This window comes from Amycolatopsis sp. NPDC102522, from assembly GCF_055584485.1.
Genome location: NZ_JBVJLY010000007.1, coordinates 252,035 through 272,341 on the forward strand (window position 1 = coordinate 252,035; position 20,307 = coordinate 272,341).

At 68.4% G+C, this 20,307-nt stretch carries 20 protein-coding genes and 1 tRNA gene; 9 read left to right on the forward strand and 12 right to left on the reverse strand.

The features are described from left to right. Positions 1-58: 58 nt before the first annotated feature. On the forward strand, positions 59-1,303 hold the full coding sequence (locus ACZ6YV_RS19570; protein ID WP_465510933.1) for an MFS transporter: 1,245 nt from the start codon (positions 59-61) through the stop codon (positions 1,301-1,303). Here the strand turns inward: ACZ6YV_RS19570 and dapF are convergent. The 3 genes from dapF to ACZ6YV_RS19585 are packed head-to-tail and all read right to left on the reverse strand — an operon-like array spanning position 1,300 to position 3,726. Next, on the reverse strand, positions 1,300-2,127 hold the full coding sequence (gene dapF, locus ACZ6YV_RS19575) for a diaminopimelate epimerase (protein ID WP_465510934.1): 828 nt from the start codon (positions 2,125-2,127) through the stop codon (positions 1,300-1,302). The genes ACZ6YV_RS19570 and dapF overlap by 4 nt on opposite strands. A gap of 10 nt (positions 2,128-2,137) precedes the next feature. Beyond that, positions 2,138-3,040 (reverse strand): tRNA (adenosine(37)-N6)-dimethylallyltransferase MiaA, encoded by a 903-nt coding sequence (miaA, locus tag ACZ6YV_RS19580; protein ID WP_465510935.1) that lies wholly within the window; start codon positions 3,038-3,040, stop codon positions 2,138-2,140. Continuing rightward, complete coding sequence (locus ACZ6YV_RS19585; RefSeq protein WP_465510936.1) at positions 3,037-3,726, reverse strand: class III extradiol dioxygenase subunit B-like domain-containing protein; 690 nt, start codon at positions 3,724-3,726, stop codon at positions 3,037-3,039. The genes miaA and ACZ6YV_RS19585 overlap by 4 nt, the downstream gene beginning before the upstream one ends. Before the next feature lie 235 nt (positions 3,727-3,961). Between ACZ6YV_RS19585 and ACZ6YV_RS19590 the strand changes: the two genes are divergently transcribed. Next, positions 3,962-5,275, forward strand: coding sequence for a DUF349 domain-containing protein (locus ACZ6YV_RS19590; protein WP_465510937.1), 1,314 nt, complete (start codon positions 3,962-3,964; stop codon positions 5,273-5,275). 194 nt (positions 5,276-5,469) lie between these two features. Next, positions 5,470-5,925 (forward strand): hypothetical protein, encoded by a 456-nt coding sequence (locus ACZ6YV_RS19595; protein ID WP_465510938.1) that lies wholly within the window; start codon positions 5,470-5,472, stop codon positions 5,923-5,925. On the opposite strand, the gene ACZ6YV_RS19600 is transcribed toward ACZ6YV_RS19595, so the two are convergent. Both ACZ6YV_RS19600 and miaB read right to left on the reverse strand, forming a co-directional pair. After that, positions 5,922-6,395, reverse strand: a complete 474-nt coding sequence (locus ACZ6YV_RS19600) for an Rv2732c family membrane protein (RefSeq protein WP_378246155.1) — start codon at positions 6,393-6,395, stop codon at positions 5,922-5,924. The two genes, ACZ6YV_RS19595 and ACZ6YV_RS19600, sit on opposite strands and share 4 nt — an antisense overlap. Then, positions 6,392-7,906 (reverse strand): tRNA (N6-isopentenyl adenosine(37)-C2)-methylthiotransferase MiaB, encoded by a 1,515-nt coding sequence (miaB, locus tag ACZ6YV_RS19605; RefSeq protein ID WP_465511030.1) that lies wholly within the window; start codon positions 7,904-7,906, stop codon positions 6,392-6,394. The genes ACZ6YV_RS19600 and miaB overlap by 4 nt, the downstream gene beginning before the upstream one ends. Positions 7,907-7,922: 16 nt before the next feature. Here miaB and ACZ6YV_RS19610 point away from each other — a divergent pair, with 16 nt between their 5' ends. Beyond that, positions 7,923-8,834, forward strand: coding sequence for a TAXI family TRAP transporter solute-binding subunit (locus ACZ6YV_RS19610; RefSeq protein WP_465510939.1), 912 nt, complete (start codon positions 7,923-7,925; stop codon positions 8,832-8,834). On the opposite strand, the gene ACZ6YV_RS19615 is transcribed toward ACZ6YV_RS19610, so the two are convergent. Next, a complete protein-coding gene (locus tag ACZ6YV_RS19615; protein ID WP_465510940.1) occupies positions 8,824-10,230 on the reverse strand; it encodes a sensor histidine kinase in 1,407 nt (468 codons plus the stop codon). The two genes, ACZ6YV_RS19610 and ACZ6YV_RS19615, sit on opposite strands and share 11 nt — an antisense overlap. Positions 10,231-10,234: 4 nt before the next feature. Continuing rightward, on the reverse strand, positions 10,235-10,924 hold the full coding sequence (locus ACZ6YV_RS19620; protein ID WP_465510941.1) for a response regulator transcription factor: 690 nt from the start codon (positions 10,922-10,924) through the stop codon (positions 10,235-10,237). Positions 10,925-11,307: 383 nt separating this feature from the next. On the opposite strand from ACZ6YV_RS19620, the gene ACZ6YV_RS19625 reads away from it, so the two are divergent. From ACZ6YV_RS19625 to ACZ6YV_RS19645, 5 genes are all read left to right on the forward strand, one after another. Continuing rightward, positions 11,308-12,036: an amino acid ABC transporter ATP-binding protein gene (locus tag ACZ6YV_RS19625; RefSeq protein ID WP_465511031.1), complete on the forward strand. Its 729-nt coding sequence runs from the start codon at positions 11,308-11,310 to the stop codon at positions 12,034-12,036. Between the two features lie 56 nt (positions 12,037-12,092). Then, positions 12,093-12,950: a glutamate ABC transporter substrate-binding protein gene (locus tag ACZ6YV_RS19630; RefSeq protein WP_465510942.1), complete on the forward strand. Its 858-nt coding sequence runs from the start codon at positions 12,093-12,095 to the stop codon at positions 12,948-12,950. Positions 12,951-13,034: 84 nt separating this feature from the next. After that, the gene (locus tag ACZ6YV_RS19635; RefSeq protein WP_465510943.1) at positions 13,035-13,730 is read left to right on the forward strand and encodes an amino acid ABC transporter permease; all 696 of its coding nucleotides are present in this window, start codon (positions 13,035-13,037) and stop codon (positions 13,728-13,730) included. Further along, complete coding sequence (locus ACZ6YV_RS19640) at positions 13,727-14,632, forward strand: amino acid ABC transporter permease (protein WP_465510944.1); 906 nt, start codon at positions 13,727-13,729, stop codon at positions 14,630-14,632. Before ACZ6YV_RS19635 ends, ACZ6YV_RS19640 begins: the two co-directional genes overlap by 4 nt. 124 nt (positions 14,633-14,756) lie before the next feature. Continuing rightward, positions 14,757-15,200, forward strand: a complete 444-nt coding sequence (locus tag ACZ6YV_RS19645; protein ID WP_465510945.1) for a class I SAM-dependent methyltransferase — start codon at positions 14,757-14,759, stop codon at positions 15,198-15,200. Positions 15,201-15,403: 203 nt separating this feature from the next. Here ACZ6YV_RS19645 and ACZ6YV_RS19650 read toward each other — a convergent pair. The 5 genes from ACZ6YV_RS19650 to ACZ6YV_RS19670 form a co-directional block, all read right to left on the reverse strand. Further along, a tRNA-Arg gene (locus ACZ6YV_RS19650) sits at positions 15,404-15,475 on the reverse strand. 750 nt (positions 15,476-16,225) lie between these two features. Beyond that, on the reverse strand, positions 16,226-16,978 hold the full coding sequence (locus ACZ6YV_RS19655) for a succinate dehydrogenase/fumarate reductase iron-sulfur subunit (RefSeq protein ID WP_378246139.1): 753 nt from the start codon (positions 16,976-16,978) through the stop codon (positions 16,226-16,228). After that, positions 16,975-18,918, reverse strand: coding sequence for a fumarate reductase/succinate dehydrogenase flavoprotein subunit (locus ACZ6YV_RS19660; RefSeq protein WP_465510946.1), 1,944 nt, complete (start codon positions 18,916-18,918; stop codon positions 16,975-16,977). Before ACZ6YV_RS19660 ends, ACZ6YV_RS19655 begins: the two co-directional genes overlap by 4 nt. Positions 18,919-18,969: 51 nt before the next feature. Beyond that, positions 18,970-19,800, reverse strand: a complete 831-nt coding sequence (locus ACZ6YV_RS19665; protein ID WP_465510947.1) for a hypothetical protein — start codon at positions 19,798-19,800, stop codon at positions 18,970-18,972. Then, positions 19,797-20,084, reverse strand: a complete 288-nt coding sequence (locus tag ACZ6YV_RS19670) for a hypothetical protein (protein ID WP_378246133.1) — start codon at positions 20,082-20,084, stop codon at positions 19,797-19,799. The genes ACZ6YV_RS19665 and ACZ6YV_RS19670 overlap by 4 nt, the downstream gene beginning before the upstream one ends. Positions 20,085-20,307 lie beyond the last annotated feature (223 nt).

Genomic DNA, 20,307 nt, shown 5'->3' on the forward strand with positions numbered 1-20,307 from the left:
GACAGCCTAGAGCCGAAAGTGATTGACAGTTTCCAATCACTCAGGCCAGGGTGGCGTCGTGCGCAGAGACTCCCTCTTCTTCCACGCGGACTTCCGACGGCTCTGGGCGGGCGACACGGCCAGTCAGGTGGGCGCCTTCGCGGGCCACACCGTGATCCCCCTGCTCGCGGCCACCGTGCTGGCCGCGACGCCGTTCGAGATGGGACTGCTGACCGCGGCCGAGACCATCGCGTTCCTGATCATCGGGCTGCCCGCCGGGGTGTGGGTGGACCGGATGCGGCGGCGGGTGCTCATGCTGCGGGCCGACTTCGTCCGCGCGGCGCTGCTGCTCAGCATCCCCCTCGCCTGGTGGGCCGACGTGCTGTCGCTGACGCAGTTGCTCGTGGTGGCCACGCTCGTCGGCGTCGCGACGGTGTTCTTCGACGTCGCCTACCAGTCGTATCTGCCGTCCCTGGTCGGCCGGGAACACCTGCTGGAGGGCAACGCGAAGCTCCAGGCCAGCCAATCGGTGGCGTTCCTGACCGGACCGGGCATCGGCGGCGGGCTGGTCCAGCTGGCGGGCGCCGCCAACGCCGTGCTGATGACCGGGGTGGGGTTCCTGACCTCCGCGCTGTGCCTGCTGCGGATCCGCACCGTCGAAGAGGTTCCCGAGCGGAACGGTGGAGAGAAGCTGCTCCCCCAGATCGCCGAGGGACTGCGGTTCGTGTTCACCGACCCCGCGCTGCGCTCGATAGTCGCCTGCACCGCGACAGCCAACCTGTTCAACGGCGCCTTCACCGCGGTGGAGATCCTGTTCCTGAACCGCGAGCTGGGCCTTTCCCCGGCTGTCGTCGGCGTCGTCCTGGCGACCGGCGGCGTGGGCGGGATCGTCGGGGCGATCCTGGCCGGGCGCATCACCCGGCGGATCGGGCAAGCACGGTCGATCTGGCTCGTCCCGCTGCTGACCTGGCCGTTCCAGCTGCTGCTCCCGCTCGCCGCGCCGGGCTGGCGGATCGTGCTGTTCCCCGCGGCCCTGGCGATCGCGGGGTTCGGGATCATCGTCTACAACGTCGCGCAGGTCACCTACCGGCAGGCCGTCTGCCCGGACAGGCTGCTCGGCCGGATGAACGCCAGCGTGCGCTTCGTGGTGTGGGGCATGCTGCCGCTGGGCGGGCTGATCGGCGGCGTACTGGGTGAGGCGATCGGGATCCGGGGGACGCTGTGGTTCGTCGCGGTCGGCGAGACGGCCGCGCTGCTGTGGGTGGTCTTCTCGCCGATCCGGAAGCTTCGCGACCTTCCCCAGGAGCCTGTCGCGGTCGGCTAAGCGCCGAGACCGGCCCACCAGGCTTCGTCGAGTTCGCCGCGGGCGACGATCTCCGCCGGGCCGGTCAGGGTGGACGCGCCGCGACGCACCTCGACCACCACGCGGCCGCCGGGGATGTCGACGGTCGCTTCGCCGGTGTCGGTGCCCGCGAGGTGCAGCGCGGCGGCGACAGCGGCGACCGTGCCGGTGCCGCAGGACCGCGTCTCGCCGACGCCGCGTTCGTGGACGCGCATCTTCAGCGCGTTGTCCCCCAGGAGGTTGATGAACTCGAGGTTCACGCCTTCCGGGAACACGTCGGAGTCGAAGTCGGGCTGGTCACGCAGGTCGAGCTCGTCGACGTCGTCCTCGACGACCGACACCAGGTGCGGGTTGCCGACGTTCACCGCGACGCCGGAGAACGGCTTCCCGGCGACGACGGTGACCGAGGTGCCGGTGATCGTCGCCGGCCCCATCCCCACGGTCACCGACCCGTCCGCGTGCATCTGGACCGGCCGATCGCCGGCGCGGGTGCCGATGACGAAGTCGCGCTCGGGCACGAGCCCGGAATCGACCAGGTACCGGACGAAGACCCGGACGCCGTTGCCGCACATCTCCGCGATGGACCCGTCGGCGTTGCGGTAGTCCATGAACCATTCGCCTTCGGACTCTTTGCCGAGAGCGGCCGACCGCACGACACGCAGCACGCCGTCGGCGCCGAGACCACGCTGGCGGTCGCACAGCGCCGCCACCCGCGCCTCGGTCAGCTCGAGGCGGCCGTCAGGGTCGGGAAGCAGCACGAAATCGTTCTGTGTGCCGTGTCCCTTAAGGAATTCGATGCCGCCCATGGCATCCAGATTACTGGGCCGTCACCTCGAGGACGCGCTCGGCCAGCCGGTCCGACCCGCCGTCGAACCACGCGATCCGCTTGTCCCGCCGGAACCAGGAACGTTGCCTGCGCACGAACCGCCGGGTGGCCTGCGCGGTGGCCTCGGCGGCGGCCTGGAAATCGCCGTCGCCGTCGAGCGCGGCGATCACCTGCTGGTAGCCCAGCGCCCTCGACGCGGTGAGTCCGTCGCGGAGTCCTTCGCCCAGCAGCGTCCGCACTTCGCCGACGAGCCCGGCTTCGAACATGATCTCGACGCGGCGGTCGACGCGGGCGTCGAGTTCCGCCGGTTCGCGATCGATACCGATCAGGACCGTGTCGTAGCGCGCGGGCCCCGGTTTCGGCAGGTTCGCCGAGAACGGTTCGCCGGTGATCTCGATGACTTCCAGCGCGCGCACGATCCGACGGGTGTTGGTCGGGAGGATGGCCGTGGCGGCGATCGGATCCAGCTCGGTGAGCCGGGCGTGCATCGCGGCGACGCCGATTTCGTCGGCTTCGGCGGTCAGCCGGGCGCGCACGCCGGGATCGGTGCCCGGGAACTTGAGGTCGTCGAGCACCGCTTGGACGTAGAGGCCCGACCCGCCGGTGAGGACCGGCACGCGGCCGGCGTCGAGGAGCTCTTCGACACGCTTGCGCGCGTCACGCTGGTACGCGGCGACGGACGCCGTCTCGGTGACGTCGAGGACGTCCAGCAGGTGATGCGGCACGCCCCGCCGTTCCTCGGCGGTCGCCTTGGCCGTCCCGATGTCCATCCCGCGGTACAGCTGGAGCGCGTCGGCGTTGACCACCTCACCCCCGAGGGTGAGGGCCAGTTCGACGGCCAGCGCGGTCTTCCCGGTCGCCGTGGGCCCGACGACCGCGACCGGCCGGATCACGCCTGCTCCCAGACGGCGACGTGGTAGCCGACGCCGAACGGCGCGGCCGAGTAGAGGACCTCGGCGGTCCATCCCCCGCCCGCCGCCAGCCCGGCGAGGACCTGCCAGGGCGCGCGGCCGCCTACCCCGAGTTCGGCGGCGAAGTCCGGATCGAGTCCGGCGAGCGCCCCCGCGTCGGCCTCGGCCAGCGCGTCGCGGACCCGGTTGTCGAAGAACCCCGCCCGTTCGTCCTCGCCACCGGGGGAACGGGGCCCATGCCGGCTCGAACCGTCGCCGAGGACTAGGACCGCGACGGGCTCCCCGAGCTCACGGCCGAACAGTTCGCACTGGCCGGGAGGGGTCGCGGGATCAACGAGGTGGACCCGGACGGAGGACGCGCCGCCCTGCTCGCGCAGCCAGCCGGCCACGAGCGCGGGCAACGGCAGCTCCGTTTCGGGCGTTGTCACCCGGCTGAGTGAGACACCGAGGTCGACGCCGAATCCCCGGAAGGAACCGCTCGCGTGTTCCGGCACCTCGGGCGCCCCCGCGGCGGCGCCGACGACGACCCAGTCCGGCGAAGCGCTGGTCAGGCGCCGCGCGGCGGCGAGGCAGGCTTCGCGCAGCTCGGCGCACTCGTCCGCCGCTCCGGCGGCCAGTTCGGGGATGAGCAGCGGGGGTTGCGGAAGCACGGCGACACGGCGGATCACGGCCGCCGACGTTACCTTCCCCGCTTCTGACACCCCGCAACCGACCGACACGGAGGGTCCACCGGAAGTAGGATCACTGCCCTCTGGTGATTCATCTGGTACCACGGTGGACGCTGAGCTGCTTGAATGCCGCAAGGGGTTGATGCCCCCGAAGCAAGACGGCAACGCATTACCCGGCCCCGCCGCTAGGCGGGGCGCCCGCACCAGCGGGCGTACAGGCGATAAGGAGCCTGCGATGGCCCAGGAGAACACGTCCACCGGTACCCCGGCACCGCACCCGGTGCCGCACGCGCTCGGTGGCGGGCACGCCGCACCCCCCGTGCCGCCCGCCGAACCCAGCCCGTCCGCTTGGGGCAGGGTCGACGACGAAGGAACGGTCTACGTCACCACGGCCGACGGCGAGCGTGCGGTCGGTGTCTGGCAGGCCGGAAGCCCGGACGAGGGTCTGCTCCACTACGCGCGGCGCTTCGACGACCTGCGCACCGAGGTCGAGCTGCTGGAGACGCGGCTGGAGTCCGGCGCGGGCGACCCGAAGCACGCGCTGGCCACGGCCACGCAGCTGCGCGACGGTCTCGCCGAAGCCGCCGTCGTCGGCGACCTCGCCGCGCTGGGCGGCCGCATCGAGCAGGTCATCGCCCACGCCGAGAAAGCGCTGGCCTCGGCCAAGCAGGAACGTGAAGAAGCCCGCGCGGCCGCCGTCGTCCGCAAGCAGGCCCTCGCCGACGAAGCCGAGAAGCTCGCCTCCGAGTCGACCCAGTGGAAGGCCGCCGGAGACCGGCTGCGCACCATCCTGGACGAGTGGAAGACCGTCAAGGGCGTCGACCGCAAGACCGACGACGAGCTGTGGAAGCGGTTCTCCAAGGCCCGTGAGGCGTTCAACCGGCGCCGTGGCTCGCACTTCGCCGAGCTCGACAAGCAGCGCGCCGGCGCCAAGCAACGCAAGGAAGAGCTGATCGCCGAAGCCGAGTCGATCGCGGAGTCGTCGGAGTGGGGTGACACGGCGGGCCGCTACAAGGACCTGATGACCGAGTGGAAGGCCGCCGGTCGCGCCCCCAAGGACAGCGACGAGGCGCTCTGGCAGCGCTTCCGCGCCGCGCAGGACAAGTTCTTCGCACGCCGTTCCTCGGTGTTCTCCGAGCGGGACGCCGAGTTCACGGCCAACGCGCAGCAGAAGGAAGAGCTGCTCGTCGAGGCCGAGAAGATCGACCCCGCTGCGAACCTCGACGCGGCGAAGCAGCACCTGCGCAAGATCCAGGAGCAGTGGGACGAGATCGGCAAGGTCCCGCGCGAGCGCATCCGCGAGCTGGACGGGCGCCTGAAGACCGTGCAGGACTCGATCAAGTCGGCCGAGGACAGCAAGTGGCGGCGGACCGACCCGGAGGCACAGGCCAGGGCGGCGCAGTTCCGCGAGCGGGTCGAGCAGTTCGAGTCGCAGGCGGAGAAGGCCCGCGCGGCCGGTGACGAGCGGCGCGCGAAGAAGGCGGACGAGCAGGCCGCGCAGTGGCGTGAGTGGCTCGAAGCGGCGGAAGCGGCCATCGCGGACCGGTAGGCACAGCCCCGTCCAAGTACATGAAGGCCCCCTTCCTTGCGCCTGGCGCAAGGAAGGGGGCCTTCATGTACTTGGGCAGCAAGCGCATCACACCACCTTCGCCCGTCACGCGCTTCACTCCATTGTGGAGCGAAGGCTCGCACGTTCGTGCGTATCGGGGCGCTCTCCGCGCTCAGCCGTGCTCAACTTCGAGCATGAACCACACGCCGATTTCACGGATCACCAAGACTTTCGCCGTCCTGGTGACAGGGATCGTCCTGGCCGGGCTCGTCCCGGCGGCAACGGCCGTCGCGGCTCCGGCCTCGTCCGCGCAGACGAGCGTCCACAACAAGAAAAAGGTCAAACTCGAAGCGAGGGCCGACAAGAGCAAGGTCAAGGTCGGCGAGGAGACCAAGCTCAAGGGCCGTCTCGACGTCGTTCCCGACGGAGCTGACGGCGACGCGACCGAAGCCCTGGAACTCATCGTGGTCCAGAAGCTCGTCGCGGGCGTCTGGGTCGACCTGAGCAATGGTTCCTGCAGGCCGAACGGCAGCTTCTCCCTCAGCCTGAGCTTCAGCGTCAAGGCTTCGCTCACGCTGAGGGTGTACCACCCGGAAACCACGCTCTACGCCAGTGCGACGTCGAGCGTTTTCGGTGTGGTAGTCGTCTAGCTGCGCGAGAAAGCGGCCCGCATCCAGTAGATGGCCAGCGCGACGGTGGCGAACCAGGCGAGGAGCATCCCGAAGCCCGGTCCGCCACCGGCCGCGCCGGTCGCGTGCGAGGACTGCTGGGACCAGATCGCGAGCATGCCGTCGACGGAGGCGAACCAGCCGCCCGCGGCGCAGACCCAGGCCAGCCACCAGCGCCGGGTCACCAGCGCCACCGCGGAGGCGAAGACGCCGACTCCGGTGGAGGTCACGGCGAACAGCTGCGGGATCCCGCCGCCCCGGCCGAGCAGCACCTCCCAGCCGGCGTGCTCGCCGACCCACGGCAGCAGCTGGGCGACCAGCAGCACGAAAGCCAGCACGGCGATGGAGAACCCGCGCCTGCCCAGCTCGATCGTCTTGGCCGCGCGCTGGCCGACCTCGTCGATCTCGGCGGCGAGCTCGTCGATCTCGGGGTGGTTCTTCGGTTCGGTCACAGTGCACACCCGCTCACCGGTTCCGGCGTGACGGCCGGGGCACCGAAGCCCGGCAGGCCCAGCGTCACGCCGTTGGTCTTCGGCCGGAGCCCGGCCTCGGAGTTGTCGCCCGCCTTGGTGCGGCGGTGCGACAGGATATCGCCGTCGGCGACCAGGTGGTGCGGAGCGCCGTAGGTCACCACGGTCTCGACGATGTCGCCCGGCCGCACCGAGCGGTCCACCAGCGACCCCGTCGGTGTGAAGTGCACGAGCCTGCCGTCGCGGGCGCGGCCGCTCATACGCTGGGTCTCTGAGTCCTTGCGGCCCTCGCCGGAGGCGACCAGCAGCTCGACCCGTCGTCCGACGATCTTCTTGTTCTCGTCCCAGGAGATGTCGTTCTGCAGTTTCACGAGGCGCTCGTAGCGCTCCTGCACGACCTCCTTCGGCAGCTGCCCGTCCATCTCGGCGGCGGGCGTGCCGGGCCGGATCGAGTACTGGAAGGTGAACGCGCTGGAGAACCGTGCCTGCGCGACGACGTCGAGCGTCGCCTGGAAGTCTTCCTCGGTCTCGCCGGGGAAGCCGACGATGATGTCGGTGGTGATCGCGGCGTCGGGCATCGACTCGCGCACGCGGTCGAGAAGCTTGAGGTAGCGCGCCGAACGGTAGGACCGCTTCATCTCGCGCAGTACCCGGTCCGAGCCGGACTGCAGCGGCATGTGCAGCTGGTGGCACACGTTCGGCGTCTCGGCCATCGCGTCGATGACGTCCTCGGTGAACGCCGCCGGATGCGGCGAGGTGAAGCGGACGCGCTCCAGGCCCTCCACCGAACCGCAGGCGCGCAGGAGCTTTCCGAACGCGAGCTTGTCGCCGAACTCGACGCCGTAGGAGTTCACGTTCTGGCCGAGCAGGGTCACTTCGAGCACGCCTTCGGCCACGAGCGCCCCGACCTCGGCCAGGATCTCGCCGGGGCGGCGGTCGCGTTCCTTGCCCCGCAGCGCCGGGACGATGCAGAAGGTGCAGGTGTTGTTGCAGCCAACCGAAACCGACACCCAGCCGGCGTACGCCGAGTCGCGCTTCGCCGGGAGCGTCGAGGGGAAGGTCTCGAGTGCTTCGAGGATCTCGACCTCGGCCTCGGCGTTGTGCCGCGCGCGCTCCAGCAGCGTCGGCAGCGCGCCGATGTTGTGCGTGCCGAACACGACGTCGACCCAGGGCGCGCGTTTGACGATCTCGCCGCGGTCCTTCTGCGCGAGGCAGCCGCCGACGGCGATCTGCATACCCGGTTTCGCGGTCTTCTGCGGCCGGATGTGCCCCAAGGTGCCGTACAGCTTGTTGTCCGCGTTCTCCCGCACGGCGCAGGTGTTGAACACGATCAGGTCGGGTGTGGCCTCGCCGTCACCCGGGACGTAGCCGGCGTCCTCGAGCTGCCCGGCAAGACGTTCGGAGTCATGCACGTTCATCTGGCAGCCGAAGGTGCGGATCTGGTAAGTGCGCGCGCTCATCTCGCCTTCGAGGGTACGCGGGCGGGGTTCCATGGCACGATCGACCCTCATGAGGAGACCAGGGGTACTGGCGGCGGTGATCGCCGTGGTCTGCGCCCTGGTCACCGGGTGCGGGCCGGATCTGTCCGGGACGAAGGTGCGGATAGCGGCGGGGCTCAACGGCGGCGTCTACGACAAACTGGCCGAGGCGCTGGCCGACGCGTGGGCCTCGCAGCTGGACACCGAGCGGCCGGAGATCCAGGAGACGCAGGGCTCCCCGGACAACATCGACCGGGTGCGCGCGGGGAGGGCCGACGTCGCTTTCGTGGCCGCCGACGTCGCCGCCGCGAAGTCCGCAGGGCTGGCCGCGCTGGCCCGGGTGCACGACGACTACCTGCACGTCATCGTGCGGGCCGACTCGTCGATCAAGTCGTTCGCCCAGCTGCGCGGGCGCAAGGTCGCGATCGGCTCGCCGGACTCCGGCGTCGAGTTCCTGTCGCAGCAGCTACTGCAGGCGTCCGGGCTGACCGGCGCGATCGACCGGCGCAATCTCGGGCTCACCGAGGCGCTGCCCGCGCTGGAAAGCGGCCAGATCGACGCCGTCATCTGGTCCGGTGGCCTGCCGACGCCGTCGATCACGGAGCGGGTGCGGACGGTCGGGCTGCGGCTGCTCGACATCACCGACCTCGCGGACGCCCTGCGGGCCACCAGCCCGGTCTACCGCACGGCGACCATTCCGGTGACGGCCTACAACCTGGCGGAGCCGGTGACCACGCTCGTCCTGCCGAACTTCCTGGTGGTGCCCACGTCGATGCGCGACGACGTCGCCGAGGCGCTGGTGCGCGGGCTGTTCGACGCACGGGATCAGCTGGTCAAGGCGGCCGGGGCGGCGCTGTCGATCGACGTCCATCCCGCCATCGAGACCTCTCCCCTGCCGCTGCATCCCGGTGCGCTGCGGTACTTCCGGTCGCTCAAGGACTAGGTGCGACGACAGGCAGGGTCACGGTCACTTCGAGGCCGCCGCCCTCGGGCGAGCCCAGCCGCAGCGAACCGTCCGAACGGACCAGGATCTCGGTGACGATCGCCAGGCCGAGGCCGGAGCCGGGCACGTTCTGGTGCGCGGTGCTGCGCCAGAACCGGTCCGCCGCGCGGTCGAGTTCGTCGTCGCGGAGGCCGGGCCCGTGGTCGCGGACGGCGATCTCGACCTTCTCCCCCACGACGCCGACGGTGACGGTGACCTCGGTCCCCGGCTCGGTGAACTTGAGCGCGTTGTCCAGCAGCGCGTCGAGCACCACTTCGAGCCCGCGCGCGGGTGTGAGCACCCGTAACCCGCCGCCCAGCCCGGAAACGACCAGCGAGACGTCGCGTGCCGCGCCGACCACGGTCCAGTCGGCGACCCGGGCGCCCACCACCTCGTCGAGACCGACCGGCACCAGTTCGCCGCCCGAGGCCTCGGCGCGGGCCAGCGAAAGGAGCTCGTCGAGGATCTGGTTGAGCCGTCGCGCGTCGACGACGGCGGCTTCGAGGTCCGCCGCGGCCAGGTCGTCGTCGACGTGCCCGTCGAGGTTGCCGAGCCGGATCTTCAACGCCGTCAAGGGGTTCCGCAGCTGGTGGGAGGCGTCGGCGACGAAAGCGCGCTGCGCCGTCAGCGCCTCGTCGACGCTAGCGGCCATCCGGTCGAAGGACCGTTCGAGCTGACGCAGTTCCGGCGGCCCGCCGGACTCCTCCACCCGCTTCACCTCGCGTCCGCTGACCACGGCGGCGACCAGCGCGCCGGTGGCGTCGTCGAGCCGCCGGACCGGGCGCAGGATCCAGCGCACCACCGGCACCGCGACCAGCAGCGCGAACCCGAAGGCAAGCAGCGCGCCCGCCGCGATGAGCAGCCACCACCGCAACAGATCGGCGCGGGCCTTGTCTGTCGAGGACAGGGTGATCACCGCGCCCCGCACCTCGCCGTCGATCAGGATCGGCTCGGCCAGCACCAGCGGCTCGGTGGTCCACGGCATCAGCAGCGGGCCGGGCTCGGAACGCCGTCCCGCCAGCGCTTCCTGCAGATGAGAGGCGATGACGGGGTCCTTGAGGTCGATCCCGGCCGTCTCGCCGGGCACCCGGGCCACGGCCTCGCCGTCCTGGTCGGCGATCGCCACCGGCACCCCGTAGACCTCGGTATAGCGGCGGAGTTCGTCCACGATCAGGTCCGGCCGGTTCTCCACCAGCGGGCGCTGGGCCAGCGACGCGAACCGGGAGGTGTCGGTGAGACGGTCGAGGAAGAGGTCGAGCTGCACACTGGCCGCCACGCTGAGCGCGAGCGGGATACCGAGGCCGAACACGAGCGCCGCGACCAGCGTCAGCACGATCGCCTGGAGCCGGACTCGCACCGGCTCAGCTCTCTTCGGCCGGGCCGTAGGCGCCGCCGAGGCGGTACCCGACGCCGCGGACGGTCTCGATCAGCGCCGGCCTGCCCAGTTTGGTCCGCAGGGTGGCGACGTGGACGTCGAGCGAGCGGCTCTCCGCGGGCCCCCGGTGTCCCCAGACCTCGCTCAGCACGTGGTCACGGGCGCAGACCGCGCCGCGCGCGGTGACCACCAGCGCGAGGACCTGGAACTCCTTGCGGGACAACGAAACCGGCTGGCCGTCGACCTGCACCTCGTGGCGCCCGATGTCGACCGAGACATCACCCGCCCGAATGACGCCCGGCGGTTCGGGAGCGACGGGGCGTTCGCCGCGGCGGCGGCGCACGGCCTCGACGCGGGCGACGAGTTCGTCGACGTCGTAGGGCTTCACCAGATAGTCGTCGGCACCGGACCGCAGGCCCTGGATCCGGTCGTCGACCTCGCCCCGCGCCGAAACCACGATCACCGCGACGTCGCTGACCGCGCGGATCCGGCGGCACAGGACGATCCCGTCGACGTCGGGAAGCCCCAGGTCGAGCAGCACGACGTCCACGTCGTGCACCAGATCGAGCACCCCGGCGCCGGAGGCCAGGCGTTTGATCGTCAGGCCGCGCCGGGTCAGCGCGGGCGTCAAGGCGCCCGCGACCCTGTCGTCGTCCTCCACCAGCAGTACCCGCACCCGTGTTTTCCCTTTCACGCCGTCCCCGCACCGCGACGACTTGAAGAACGACTCTATGGGGTGAGTCACCCCTCGCGCTGCCTGTCCCGGCCTTGTGAGCGATCCGTCGCAGGCGGTAATGGTCACGATGCGTCACAGATCTTGTGTGACCCCGGTTACGGGACACCCCTGGCTTGTCTAGGCTGATCAGCGCCGGACGGTGGCGGATCGGGCCGTCCGGTGGCTTGAGAACGATACGGACTTGAAACCCTAAGTATTGGTCAAGCCGTCTTTACAAGCGGTCCGACGGGAGTAGGTTTCCGCCATCGCGTGGTGCCTGACCCCGCAGTCCCCTGCAAACGAACGCTCCTGGAGGCCAGATGACCGCGGAGGTGGCGGCGCCGATGATCAAGGCGGCCGCCGTGAACAAGTACTTCGGCGACCTGCACGTGCTCAAGGAGATCAACCTCGAGGTGCCGCGTGGGCAGGTCGTGGTCGTGCTCGGGCCGTCCGGGTCTGGCAAGTCGACACTGTGCCGGGCGATCAACCGGCTGGAACCCATCAACTCCGGTGAGATCGCGGTGGACGGTGTTCCGCTGCCCGCCGAAGGAAAGGCGCTGGCCGCGCTGCGCGCCGACGTCGGCATGGTGTTCCAGTCGTTCAACCTGTTCGCGCACAAGACGATCGTCGAGAACGTCATGCTCGCGCCGATGAAGGTCCGCAAGACCAACTCGGCCGAAGCCCGCAAGACCGCGATGGACCTGCTCGAACGCGTCGGCATCGCCAACCAGGCCGACAAGTACCCGGCGCAGCTTTCCGGCGGGCAGCAGCAGCGCGTGGCGATCGCCCGCGCGCTGGCCATGCGCCCCAAGGTGATGCTGTTCGACGAGCCGACCTCGGCACTGGACCCGGAAATGGTCCAGGAGGTCCTCGACGTGATGACCACGCTCGCGAAGGACGGGATGACGATGCTCGTCGTCACCCACGAGATGGGCTTCGCGCGGCGCGCGGCGAACAGGGTGGTGTTCATGTCCGACGGCGAGATCGTCGAGGACTCCACCCCGGACGACTTCTTCACCAAGCCGAAGACGGACCGTGCCAAGGACTTCCTCGGCAAGATCCTGACCCACTGAGGACTTCCCCGCCGGCCGGTTGTGGCTGGACAAGATCCGGAAGGAAACTGAGAACAATGCGGTTGAACCGAGTTCTGCGAATGAGCGCGGCCGTCGTGGCGGCCGGTCTCGCCCTGTCCGCCTGTGGCGGCGGCGGGTCCGACGCCGGCAGCGGCTCCAGCGGCGCCAAGAACCTGGTGGCGAAGGCCAAGAACGACAAGAAGCTGACCATCGGCATCAAGTTCGACCAGCCGGGCCTCGGCCAGAAGCAGCAGGACGGCAGCTACGCCGGGTTCGACGTCGACGTGGCGAAGTACATCGCCAAGGAGCTCGGCGTCGAAGAGTCGGGGATCACGTGGAAGGAAGCGCAGTCCGCGCAGCGTGAGGACCTGATCAAGAAGGGTGAGGTCGACTTCATCGTCGCCACCTACTCGATCACCGACAAGCGCAAGAACGACGTGTCCTTCGCGGGCCCGTACTTCATCGCGCACCAGGACCTGCTCGTGCGGGCCGACACCGCCGACATCACCGGCCCGGAGTCGCTGACCGGCAACAAGAAGCTCTGCTCGGTCAAGGGTTCCACCCCGGCGCAGAACGTCAAGGAAAAGTACGCCAAGGAAGTTCAGCTCGAAGAGCGCGGCAAGTACACCGACTGCGTCACCTCGCTGCTCAACAAGACCGTCGACGCGATGACCACCGATGACGTGATCCTCGCCGGCTACGCCTCGCAGCAGCCCGGCAAGCTGAAGCTGGTCGGCAAGGGCTTCACCGACGAGAAGTACGGCGTCGGTCTGAAGAAGGACGACACCGAGAGCGTCACCGCGATCAACAACGCGATCAAGAAGATGCAGCAGGACGGCGCGTGGAAGGCCGCTCTGGAGAAGAACGTCGGTCCGTCGGGCTACAAGATCCCGGAGCCCCCGGCCATCTCCTGACACCCGGCTCACTGAGCCGCTGAACTGAAGGAATCGAACGGTGCGCCGTGTACCGCGGCGCACCGTTCCCATACCGAGGCTGGGTTGAGCACCTTGTTCGATTTCCTCGACAATCCCAATTACGACTTGCTCGGCGCCTTCTGGATGACGATCAAGCTGACCTTCTTCTCCGCCATCGGTTCCCTGATCTGGGGGACGATCCTGGTGGGGATGCGGGTCAGCCCGGTTCCGATCATGCGGGCGTTCGGCACCGCCTACGTCAACATCTTCCGGAACACCCCGCTGACGGTGATCATCGTCTTCACGTCGCTGGGATTGTCCTCCACCCTGGGGATCAACCTGGCCTCGTCGGAGTCGACGACGTCGCTGGAGGACAACGCCTTCCGGCTCGCGATCCTCGGCTTCATCGCCTACACCGCCACGTTCGTCTGTGAATCGCTGCGATCGGGCATCAACACCGTCCCGGTCGGCCAGGCGGAAGCGGCCCGCGCACTCGGTCTCGGCTTCCTGCAGGTGCTGACGCTGATCGTGCTGCCGCAGGCGTTCCGGTCGGTGATCGCGCCGCTGACCAACGTCATGATCGCCTTGCTGAAGAACACCACGGTCGCCTCGATCATCGGTGTCGCCGAGGCTTCGCTGCTGATGTCGGACATGATCGAGAACGAGTCCGACTCGCTGCTGCTGGTCTTCCTCATCTTCGCCGTCGGGTTCGTCATCCTGGTCCTCCCCCTCGGTCTGCTGCTGGGCTGGGTCGCCAAGAAGGTCGAGGTCAAGCGATGAGCACACAGGCTGTCCTTTACGACGCCCCCGGCCCGAAGGCACGAGCACGGAACTGGCTCTACAGCGTGCTTTTCGTGCTCGTCCTGGCGCTGGTGATCTACCTCGTCTACACCGGCTTCGACGAGAAGGGGCAGTGGGCGGGCGCGCTCTGGAAGCCTTTCGTCGACGGTGCGACGTGGACGCAGTTCCTGCTTCCCGGCCTGCTCAACACGCTGAAGGCGGCCGGGCTCTCGATCGTGATCGCGCTGCCGATCGGTGCGCTGCTGGGCATCGGCCGGCTGTCCGAGCACAAATGGATCCGGCTGCCGGTCAGCTGGATCGTCGAGTTCTTCCGGGCGATCCCGGTGCTGCTGCTGATGGTCTTCGCCGCCGCGTTCTACTCGTTCTACACGGGCATCGACGCGGAGATCCGCCCGCTGTTCGCCGCGGTGACGGGCCTGGTGCTCTACAACGGCTCGGTCATGGCCGAGGTGTTCCGTGCGGGCATCCTGGCGCTGCCCAAGGGGCAGGCCGAGGCCTCGTCCGCGCTGGGCCTGCGCAAGACCCAGACGATGATCAACGTCCTGCTTCCGCAGGCCGTCACGCTGATGCTGCCCGCGCTGGTCAGCCAGCTGGTCGTCATCCTGAAGGACACCGCGCTGGCCGGTCAGCTGACCATCGGTTTCGACGAGCTGATCCGGGCTTCCGGGCCGCTCACCGGTCTCTACAGCAACACGATCCCGACGCTGATCGTCGTCGCGATCATCTTCATCGTGCTGAACCTGCTCCTGACCAAGTTCGCGAGCTGGCTGGAGAACAAGCTGGCCCGGCGGAAGAAGGCGCCACGCGGTGCCAAGCCGGTCACTGCGGCGGCGTCGAACGTCGTCCTCACTCGCGACGACGCGAGCGGCGGGGCGGTCTAGCTCCGGAGAAATACATGAAGGCCCCCTTCCTTGCGCCTAGGTACAGGAAGGGGGCCTTCGTGTATTCCGGGATAGGCCTGTTGGTCCTGTCGTGACGGCGGTCCGGTCGACTAGCGTCGGCCGTATGGCGGACCAGGCCGCGGCGTTGCTCGAAGCGCTACCGGACCTGGCGGGCAGGTCGGTCCTGGTCGTCGGGTGCGGCGATGGCCGCTTTCCCCGACTGTTCCGCGGCGACGGCGCTCGCCGGGTGGTCGGGGTCGACGCGGATCAGGCGCTGATCGCGGTCGCGCAACGCGAAGAGGAACGCGACCCCCTCGGGATCTCCTACGAGGTCCACCAGTTCGCCCGGCTGCCGGTGATGGGAGCTTTCGACGTCGTCGTGGCCCTGCTGGACTCCCCCGGCCATCTCGGCCGGGTCGCCGCAAGCCTGGTGACGGGCGGGCTGCTCGTCGTCGTGGCCACGAACGGCCTGCCCCTGGAAGAAGCCCTGCGGGCCAACGGTTTCCAGGACATCGTGCTGCACCGCCACGAAAGCGGCGACGTGCACAGCGCCCGCAAGGTGGCCTGAGTCGCGCACCCTGGTGTCGAGCCAGGCTGGCCGGGGCTATGAATCCCGGCCGGTCGCCGGACCGTGCGCGTCTGGCGGTGTGAACCGCACGGAGCCCACACCGCCGCACCGGTACGACGGAACAGGTTTCCCCGCCGTGCCGGGGGTTTGGCCTGGAACGCATTCCGGCGCACACTGCGCACCGGAATGCCGCGTTCCAGAAGTACCCCTGCCAGGAATCGAACCTGGACCCCGGCGTTCGTAGCGCCGTACTCTTTCCGTTGAGCTACAAGGGTTCATCACGAAAAAGCCGCCCGTTCGGTTTCCCGAAGGGCGGCTCCACACAAGCGACGTCGTATCACTACGACGGCGGGGAGCCGTTCTTTTCCACCATGCCGAGACGAGCCGGACATGCGTCGGCGCACTCACGTCGCCACATCATGTTCGTCATTCGCACTCCCTCGATCGGTGTATGAGCCCATCTTGCGTGACCACCCGATGATGGTCAATTTCTTTTACTTCCGACGGGGTCGTGAATGGTGAAGAGGCTTAGAGCCCACCGTCTTCCGGATACCCACTACCACCAGGGATCCGTGTGTCTGAAGGGACGACACGCGGCAGACCCCTACCGCGAGCGTGTCGTCCGTCTGATCACACGAGTTCGCCGTCTGATCACGCGAGTTACGCATTCGGGCTCGGCGAAACAGGCCGGTTCAGGTGGTCGTGAGTGGTGATTCGGGTTATTGAGGGGTAAGGCAAAGGTGTCGGGTCGAGGAGGGCGCGTGTTGTTACTCAGGGTGAGGGGTGTGTGGAAATAGGGACGCTCAACGTCCCTATTTCCACACACCCTCCCTGTCCGACTGTCGTGACCGGTCCGGTCACGACAGGACTGTGTGGATTTCTGGTCATCCAACGCACCAAAATCCACACAGTCGACGCCACAGGCCCGGTGTCGCGCAGAGTCACCGACACCGGCCACAAACACGCCAGGTTTGCCTTACCCCTCAATAAGCCGAGTCACCACTCACGACCCGCGTGACGATCGGCTACTTGTCCCGGCGGAACAGCTTGTTCCCCAGCCACACGATGGGGTCGTACTTCCGGTCCGCGACGCGTTCCTTCATCGGGATCAGCGCGTTGTCGGTGATGTGGATGCCCTCCGGGCACACGTCCGAACAGCACTTGGTGATGTTGCAGTAGCCGAGCCCGTGTTCCTCCTGCGCCTCGTCACGCCGGTCGGCGACGTCGAGGGGGTGCATTTCGAGTTCGGCGATCCGCATCAGGTACCGAGGCCCGGCGAAGGACTCCTTGTTCTCCTCGTGGTCGCGGACCACGTGGCAGGTGTTCTGGCACAGGAAGCATTCGATGCACTTGCGGAACTCCTGCGAGCGCTCGACGTCGACCTGCTGCATCCGGTACTCCCCCGGCTTCAGGTCCGCTGGCGGGGTGAACGACGGGATCTCGCGGGCCTTGGTGTAGTTGAACGACACGTCGGTCACGAGGTCGCGGATCACCGGGAACGTCCGCATCGGCGTCACGGTGATGACCTCGTCCTCGGTGAAGGTCGACATCCGGGTCATGCACAGCAGCCGCGGTTTGCCGTTGATCTCCGCCGAGCACGAACCGCATTTGCCCGCCTTGCAGTTCCACCGCACCGCCAGATCCGAGGCCTGGGTGGCCTGCAGCCGGTGGATGATGTCGAGGACGACCTCGCCCTCGTTGACCTCGACGCTGTAGTCCTGCAGCTCACCCGAGTCGGCGTCGCCGCGCCAGACCCGGAAACTCGCCTTGTAGCTCATGCCGGACTCCCGGGGTGCGAAGTCAGTTCTTCGTCGGTGTAGTACTTCCCCAGCTCGGACAGCTCGAACAACTCCAGCAGGTCCTGCCGCAGCGGGAGCTGCGCCTTGACCTCGATGTCGATGTCCGGCACCACCGGGTTCTCGCCCGGCGCGGCCGAGCAGACCAGGAGTTTGTTGCGCCACTGGGAATCCATGCCCGGATGGTCGTCCCGCGTGTGGCCGCCCCGGCTCTCGGTCCTGGTGAGCGCGGCCCTGGCGACGCATTCGCTGACCATCAGCATGTTCCGCAGGTCGACGGCGAGGTGCCAGCCGGGGTTGAACTGCCGGTGCCCTTCGACGGTGACCCGCTTGATCCGCTCGCGCAGCTCCCCGAGCTTCTCCAGCGCCCGCTCGATCTCCTCCGACTTGCGGATGATGCCGACCAGGTCGTTCATCGACTGCTGCAGTTCGGTGTGCAGGCTGTACGGGTTCTCCTCGACACCGTCGCCCGGCGGGTCGAACGGCGCGAGCGCCATCGTCGCGGCGGCGTCCACATCGGACTGACTGACCTTGGGGCGGTCGGTCAGTTCCGCGACGTAGGACGCGGCACCGAGCCCCGCCCGGCGGCCGAAGACGAGCAGATCCGAGAGCGAGTTGCCGCCGAGCCGGTTCGATCCGTGCATGCCACCCGAGCACTCACCGGCGGCGAACAGCCCCGGCACGCTCGACGACGCGGTGTCCGGGTCGACCTCGATCCCGCCCATCACGTAGTGACAGGTCGGGCCTACCTCCATCGGCTCCTTGGTGATGTCGACGTCGGCGAGTTCCTTGAACTGGTGGTACATCGACGGCAGCCGCTTGCGGATCTCCTCCGCGGGCAGCCTGCTGGCGATGTCGAGGAAGACCCCGCCGTGCGGTGACCCCCGGCCCGCCTTGACCTCGGAGTTGATCGCGCGCGCCACCTCGTCGCGCGGCAGCAGGTCCGGGGTGCGCCGGTTCTTCTCCTGGTCGGTGTACCAGCGGTCGGCTTCTTCCTCGCTGTCCGCGTACTGCCCCTTGAAGACGTCTGGGACGTACTCGAACATGAACCGCCTGTCCTCGGTGTTCTTGAGGACCCCGCCGTCACCACGGACGCCTTCGGTGACGAGGATCCCCTTCACACTCGGCGGCCAGACCATGCCCGTCGGGTGGAACTGGACGAACTCCATGTTGATGAGCGTCGCCCCGGCCCGCAGCGCCAGCGCGTGCCCGTCACCGGTGTACTCCCACGAGTTCGAGGTGACCTTGAACGACTTCCCGATGCCGCCGGTGGCCAGCACCACCGCCGGCGTCTCGAACAGGATGAACCGGCCGCTCTCGCGCCAGTACCCGAAGGCGCCCGAGATCCGGCTCCGCCCATCCGGGGCACCCGGACCCGGGCCATCGGTCAGCAGCTCGGTGATCGTGCATTCGGCGAAGACCTTGATCCTCGCCTCGTAGTCGCCGGTCTCCTTGAAGTCCTCTTGTTGCAGCGAAACGATCTTCTGCTGCATCGTGCGGATCAGCTCGAGCCCGGTCCGGTCGCCGACGTGCGCCAGCCGCGGATACGTGTGCCCGCCGAAGTTGCGCTGGCTGATCCGGCCGTCGGCGGTGCGGTCGAACAGCGCGCCGTAGGTCTCCAGTTCCCAGACCCGGTCCGGTGCCTCCCTGGCATGGAGTTCGGCCATCCGCCAGTTGTTGAGGAACTTCCCGCCGCGCATGGTGTCGCGGAAGTGCACCTGCCAGTTGTCGTTCGAGTTCGCGTTGCCCATCGACGCCGCGCAGCCGCCTTCGGCCATCACCGTGTGCGCCTTGCCGAACAGCGATTTGCACACCACCGCGACGCTGAAGCCGCGTTCACGGGCTTCGATGACCGCGCGGAGACCGGCGCCGCCGGCACCGATCACCACCACGTCATAGTTGAGCCGTTCGACCTCGGTCATAGAAAGAGCCACCTCAAAGCTTGTCGCCGGGGACGGGAGATTCCCGCGCCGCTAGTTGATGAACCGCAGATCCGAAATCGCGCCGCTGGCGACGAGCATCACGTAGAGGTCGGTCAGCACGAGCGTGCCGAGCGTCGTCCACGCCAGCGCCATGTGGCGGGTGTTGAGCTTCGTGATCTGGGTCCAGATCCAGTAGCGGACCGGATGTTTCGAGAAGTGCTTGAGCCTGCCGCCGGTCACGTGCCGGCACGAGTGGCACGACAACGTGTACGCCCACAACAAGACCACGTTGCCGAGCAGCACGATGTTGCCGAGCCCGAAACCGAACCCGCCGTCGATGCCGTGGAACGCGGTGATCGCGTCGTAGGTGTTGACCAGCGAGACGACCACGGCCACGTAGAAGAAGTAGCGGTGGACGTTCTGGATGATCAGCGGCAGCCGGGTCTCCCCGGTGTACTTCGCGTGCGGTTCGGCGACCGCGCACGCGGGCGGCGAGAACCAGACGGCCCGGTAGTAGGCCTTGCGGTAGTAGTAGCAGGTCAGCCGGAAGCCCAGCAGGAACGGCAGCACGAGGAAGCCGAGCGGGATGAAGCCCGGCAGTTCACCGAACCAGGCCCCGAAATGCCGGGAGCCTTCGACGCAGGATTCCGAGACGCAGGGCGAGTAGAACGGCGTCAGGTAGTGGTACTCGGGCACCCAGTACGCGGTGCGCACGAAGGCCCTGATCGTCGCGTAGATGATGAAGGTGGAGAGGCCGAGGACGGTCAGCAGCGGGGAGAGCCACCACCGGTCGGTGCGCAGCGTTCGTTCGGCGATCCGGGCCCGCGTCGGTGCGTGGACCCCCGTACCCCGTCCGGCCTTCTTGCCGGCGGGGGCGCTCACCGCTGGTCGCGCTTGTAGCCGCCGACACCCTCGTCATCGGCGCCGTGCCACAGCGCCGGGTCGTAAGGCGTGTCGGGGACAGGGACACGTTCGGCGGCTTTCGCCTGCGCCGGGACGGCGTGCGGGGTCGTGTCGAGGTCGGTCGCGTCGATGTCGAGACGCTCCACGTCGTTCGCCAGGCGCTTCACCGCCGAGGCGTCGCCGTATCGGGACCGCAGTGCGCCGACGCACTGCCTCAACTGACCGATGGCTCGCCGAAGCTCGGCGATCTCTGTGGTGGACATCGGTACCTCCCGATGGTCGGTTCGGTTGGCCGCTTGAGCCTTCGAAGGCAAGCGATTCCTCGCCGTCTCGACTCTGCCGCGCGTTGTGCAATGTGACAAGTAGCACAGTAGAACCCAGTGACGTGACGGAGGTCACGCGAGTCGATCTTCTGTATCGATTTTGATCCGGGCTTTCCCCTGGGTTACTGTGGCCACTGTCACGACCCAGCGACGTCAGCGTTGC